The organism is Streptomyces sp. NPDC056361, assembly GCF_042262805.1.
Taxonomy (GTDB): Bacteria; Actinomycetota; Actinomycetes; order Streptomycetales; family Streptomycetaceae; genus Streptomyces.
The window spans coordinates 1-5,607 of sequence record NZ_JBHJQI010000259.1; the positions used below are offsets into that span (position 1 = coordinate 1).

General features: G+C 73.9%; 2 protein-coding genes and 1 pseudogene. All 3 read right to left on the bottom strand.

Going from position 1 to position 5,607, the window contains the following annotated elements:
- Nucleotides 1-205: 205 nt before the first annotated feature.
- Entirely contained in the window at nucleotides 206-601 is a 396-nt protein-coding gene (locus ACFCY7_RS39535; protein ID WP_376490917.1) for a molybdopterin-binding protein, read from the bottom strand.
- Nucleotides 602-756: 155 nt separating this feature from the next.
- Nucleotides 757-5,148, bottom strand: a complete 4,392-nt coding sequence (locus ACFCY7_RS39540) for a molybdopterin-dependent oxidoreductase (RefSeq protein WP_376490918.1) — start codon at nucleotides 5,146-5,148, stop codon at nucleotides 757-759.
- Between the two features lie 225 nt (nucleotides 5,149-5,373).
- A pseudogene (locus ACFCY7_RS39545) lies at nucleotides 5,374-5,607 on the bottom strand (amino acid transporter); the annotation flags it as partial.

The following is a 5,607-nucleotide window of genomic DNA, read 5'->3' on the forward strand; positions in this document are numbered from 1 at the left end:
GCCGGCGGTGTCGTTCTTGGTGTCGTCGCTCGACGAGCAGGCCGCGAGGGGGACGAGGAGGGCGGCGGTGAGGACGGCGGCGGCCGTACGGCGTCCGGTGAGGGTGGCGGTGAGGGTCATGAGGGCCTGAACTCCTTGGGACGAAAGGGAAGCGCGGCGAGGGGCGCCGCCCGCACGGCGACGGTCCCCTGGTCCGGGTGAGAGGTCAGGTGCGGTCGATGTGCACGCTGGTCGACTTCACGCGGGCGGTGGCCTGCATGCCGACTTCGAGCCCCAGCTCCTCCACGGCCTCCCGGGTCAGGAGCGAGACGAGACGGTGCGGCCCGGCCTGGATCTCGACCTGGGCCGCGATGTCGCCGAGCTTGATCGCGGTGACGATGCCGGGGAACGCGTTGCGCGCCGAGGTGTAGGACACCTCTTCCTCGCCGGTGCCGCCCTGGGCGATCTCCACGGAGAACGCGGCCAGCGCCTTGCCGTCGATGAGGCGGCGCCCGCCCTCGTCGCGGTGCGTGGCGACTCGGCCCGCGTCCGCCCACCGCCGCGCGGTGTCGGGGCTCACGCCCAGGAGGCGGGCGGCCTGGCCGATCGTGTAGGACTGCATGTGCGACACGGTAGGGCGATCAAGCTGTCATCTGCAACAAGTTCGTGGGACCGTCCATCGCGGATGCGGGCCCCCTTGGAGGAAGGGACGAGAGCCCGGCGAGCCGGCGCCGCCCGGCCCCGGCAGTACCCGTCGTACGCAGCCGTGCTCCGCCGTCAGTACACGTCGCGGACGTAGCGCCGGTCGGCGGACATCTGCTTGACGTAGGCCGCCGCGTCCTCCGGGCCCATTCCGCCGTGCCGTGCGACGACGTCGCGGAGGGTCCGGTCGACGTCCTTGGCCATGCGGGTGGCGTCGCCGCAGACGTAGAAGTGGGCGCCTTCCCGCAGCCAGGACCAGAGCGCCGCGCCGTGTTCGCGCATGCGGTCCTGGACGTACACCTTCGTGCGCTGGTCGCGGGAGAAGGCGACGTCGAGCCGGTCGAGGTGGCCCGCCGCGAGGTGGTCCTGGAGCTCCTGCCGGTAGTAGAAGTCGGTGGCCTCGCGCTGTTCGCCGAAGAACAGCCAGTTCGGTCCCGTGTGGCCGCGCGCCCTGCGCTCCTCCAGGAAGCCGACGAACGGCGCCACGCCCGTGCCGGGGCCGACCATGATCATGGGCGCCGCCGGGTCGGCCGGCGGACGGAACGCGGGGGAGCGCTGCACGAAGACCTGGACGGGGCCGTCGTCGGCGCCGTCGGCGAGGTAGGTGGAGCAGACGCCCCCGCGGTCCCGCCCGCGATCGTTGGCGTACCGGACGACGGAGACGGTGAGGCTGACCTCGCCGGGGTGGGCGAGCGGGCTGGAGGAGATCGAGTACAGCCGCGGCTGGAGGCGCTTGAGCGCCGCCGTCCAGTCCGCGGCCGACGCCCGTACGGGGAAGGCGCCGATCAGGTCCGCGGCCTGGAGGCCCCAACTCCACTTGGCGAGCTCGTCCTTGTTGCCGGGGCGCAGCAGCCGCTTGAGTTCGTGGCTGCCGGTGCGGTCGGCGACGAACCTGAGGAGGTCGGGCGTGATGCGGCTGATGTCCAGCCGGGTGCGCAGGGCCTCGGCCAGCGGGACGGCTCCCGCGTCCCCGACGCCGACCGGCTCGTCCGGGTCGAGGCCGGTGAGCGCCAGCCACTCGGTGACGAGCCCGGCGCCGTTCACCGGCCACACGCCGAGCGCGTCGCCCGCCTCGTACGCGAGCTCGCCGCCGCGCGTGTCGAACGCGAACCGGCGCACTTCCTTCCCCGAGCCCGGCAGGCTCAGCAGCCGGTTCCCCACCAGCAGCGTCGAGAACGGCGAGGACTTGGAGTACGCGCCCCGACCCTCGGTGGCGGTGGCCGCGGCCTTCGGGGACAGGGCGTGGGGGACCGTGGCGCCGGGCACCGGGCCGGTGGGAGCCGGCGCGGGAGGAGTCGGGGTGGCGGGGATCGGGGCGGTGGGGGCCGGAGCGGTGGGGATCGGGGCGGTGGGGGGCGGTGGGGCGGGGTCCAGGGAGGCCAGTACCCCGGTCAGCCACGCGCCGGCGCTCTCCTCGTGGTCGGGTTCGCAGTCGGTGCGCGGGTGCAGCCGGGTCGCGCCGAGTTCGGCGAGCCGCTCGTCCACGCGGCGGCCGTGCCCGCAGAAGTCGTCGTAGCTGGAGTCGCCGAAGGCCAGCACCGAGTAGCGGACCCCCGTCAGCGGCGGTGCGTCCGGAGAGCTGAGGGCCTGCCAGAAGTCGGCGCCGTTGTCGGGGGCGTCGCCGTCGCCGAACGTACTCGTGATCACCAGCAGATCGGTCTCCGGCCCGAGTCGCGCCGGGTCGACGTCCGTCATGGCGAGCACCTCGGGCACCCGCCCCGTCCCGGACAGGGAACCGGCGACGGCGGCGGCGAAGTCCTCGGCGTTCCCGGTCTGCGACGCCCACAGGATCAGCAGGCGGCGCGCGGGTACGGCGGGCGCCGCCGCGGGCGCCCACGACGACGGGGCGGTGGTGCGGGAGAACAACCCGGCGAGGAGCCCGTCGACCCACAGGGCGCGGGCCGGATCGAGGGGGGCGCCGGACGGCAGCACCGGGACCGGGACGCGGTCCCCGGGTGGTGCGGAGGCCCCCGTGGAAGCGTCGGCCGGACCGGTCAGACCGGACAGGCCCGACACGTACCCCGCCAGGTAGTGGCGCTCGGCCGCGGTGAACGAGGGCGGCGCGGTGAGGTCCGCGACGCCGAGCAGCGCGGTGAGGACGGCCCCGGCCCCGGCCCCGGCCCCGGTCCCGGTCCCGGCCCCGGTCCCGGCCCCGGCCCCGGCCCCGGTCCCGGTCCCGGTCCCGGCCCCGGCCCCGGCGGGTGAAGCGGCGGAGGGGGCGGGAGCGGCGGACGGGGTGGTGGCGGCCGGTTCGTCGTCCCGGTGCGCACGGGGTACGGGAGCGACGGTCCTGCTGAGGGAGACCGCGCACGCCTTGAACTCGGGCTGGAAGGAGACCGGGTCGACGGCGTCGTGGGTGACGGCGTTGATGCTGAGGTACTCGCCGAACAGGTCGTTCCAGTGGAACGGGGCGAAGCAGTCGCCCGGCCGCACCCGGTCGGTCACCACGACGGGGAGCACGGCCCGGCCGCGGCGCGACGATATCTCCAGGTGGTCCCCGCCGGCGACGCCGAGGGCCGCCGCGTCCTCGGGGTGCACCTCGACGAAGGGGCCCGGGTCGAGCTTTGCGAGCTTGGGCACCTTGCCGGTCTTCGTCAGGGTGTGCCACTGGTGCTGGAGCCGGCCGGTGTTGAGGACGAACGGGTAGTCGTCGTCGGGAAGTTCGGCCGCCGGGAGGTGCGGCCGGGCGAAGAACCGGGCCCGTCCGCTCTCCGTCGGGAAGGCCAGCCGGGGGCGGCTTCCGTCCTCGCGCTCCAGGAGCGTCTGACTGACGCCGTCGTTCACGTAGCGGACCGGGTTGCGGTCGGGGCCCTCGGCGGTGGCGGCCGGCCACTGGACGGGGGTGGCGCGCAGCCGCTCGTACGTCACGCCGCGCAGGTCCCAGCCGGTCTGCGGGTTCCACGCCCGCTTGAGCTCCTCGAAGACCTCCTCGGAGCCGGTGTACGTGAACGCGTCGGCGAAGCCCATCTCGCAGGCGACCCGGGCGATGAGCTGCCAGTCGGGCAGGGCCTGGCCCGGCGGGTCGACGACGCCCCGGACGAGGGTGAGGTTCCGCTCGGAGTTCACCATGACGCCGTCGGACTCGGCCCACAGCGTGGCCGGCAGCACCACGTCCGCGTAGGCGTTGGTCTCGGTCTCCGCGAACACGTCCTGGGTGACGACGAGTTCGGCGGCCTCCAGGGCCGCGATCACGGTTTTGCGGTTCGCGACCGAGGCCACCGGGTTGGTGCAGATGATCCAGCACGCCTTGATGTCCCCGGCGGCCATCCGCTCGAACATGTCCACCGTGCCGCTGCCGACGTCCGTACGGACCGAGCCCTCGGGGACGTTCCACAGCTCCTCGACGAACGCGCGGTCGGCGTCGACGAGGACCGACCGCTGCCCGGGCAGCCCCGGTCCCATGTATCCCATCTCGCGCCCGCCCATGGCGTTGGGCTGGCCGGTCAGCGAGAAGGGGCCGGACCCGGGCCGGCAGAGGGCGCCGGTGGCGAGGTGCAGGTTGACCAGGGCGTTGGTGTTCCAGGTGCCGTGGGTGGACTGGTTGAGCCCCATCGTCCAGCAGCTCATCCACTCGCCGGCCTCGCCGATCCACCGGGCCGCCTGCCGGATGTCGGCCTCGGCGAGCCCGGTGATCTCGGCGACCCGGGCGGGTGGGTAGTCGGCGAGGAAGCCGGGCATCCCCTCCCAGCCCTCGGTGAACTCGGCGATGAACTCCTCGTCGGTGTGGCCGTCGGCGACCAGCAGGTGCAGCAGCCCGTTGAGCAGCGCCAGATCGGTGCCGGGCCGTATCTGTAGGAAGAGGTCCGCCTTGTCGGCCGTGGCGGTGCGGCGCGGGTCGACGACGATCAGCCTCGCCCCGGCCTTGACCCGCTCCATCATGCGCAGGAACAGGATCGGGTGGCAGTCCGCCATGTTCGACCCGATCACGAGGAACGCGTCGGCCCGGTCGAAGTCCCGGTACGAGCCGGGCGGGCCGTCCGCCCCGAGCGAGAGCTTGTACCCGGAGCCCGCGGAGGCCATGCACAGTCGCGAGTTCGACTCGATGTGGCGGGTCCGCACGAAGCCCTTGGCCAGCTTGTTCGCCAGGTACTGCGCCTCCAGTGACATCTGCCCGGAGACGTAGAAGGACAGCGCGTCGGGGCCGTGCTCGTCGAGGATCGCGCGCAGCCGGCCCGCCACCGCCGTGACGCCCGCGTCGACGTCCGTCTCGGCGGCTTCGCCGCCGCGCTCGGCGCGCACCAGCGCGGTCCGGGCCCGGCCGGGTGCCGCCATCATGTCCGCGCTGGTCGAGCCCTTCGTGCACAGCCGTCCGAAGTTCGACGGATGCGCCTTGTCGCCCGTGGCCCGCACCGCGCGGCGCAGGCCCGTCGCCGGGTCGCGCGCGACGTCGAGGACGATCCCGCAGCCGACCCCGCAGTACGAGCAGACCGTCCGGACAGCCTTGGTCCGCGAGTCCGACGACGCCACCGGGACTCCTCCCCCTCAGGAACACTCCGCCCGTCCCGACCTGCGCCGGTACGCCGGACCGTGGGAGGTCTCCCACGGCCTCGACCGTACGAAACGCGGGTTTCCGGACCGTCACACCCCACGGGCACCCGGCGTTACGCGCCCCGCACGACGGCCGGGAGATTAACGTGAGCGACATGAGGACGGCTCAAGGCGGACCGGGGCCGGTCGGCCGCGCGCGGCGCCTCAGCCGACGTGGACGCGGGGGCGCAGGTCGCGGTCGGGTTCGGCCTCGCGGAGGACCTCGCGGGTGACCGGCGCCACCTCGCCTTGGCCGAGGAGGAAGAAGCGGAGGAAGTTGGCGAACGGGTTGCCCTCGGTCCACTCGAAGTAGACGTGGGGGCGGGTGCCGGTCAGGTCGCGGGCGTGGAGGAGGAGGGCGGCGAGCGCGTTGGGCACGGAGGAGGATTCGACGGTCAG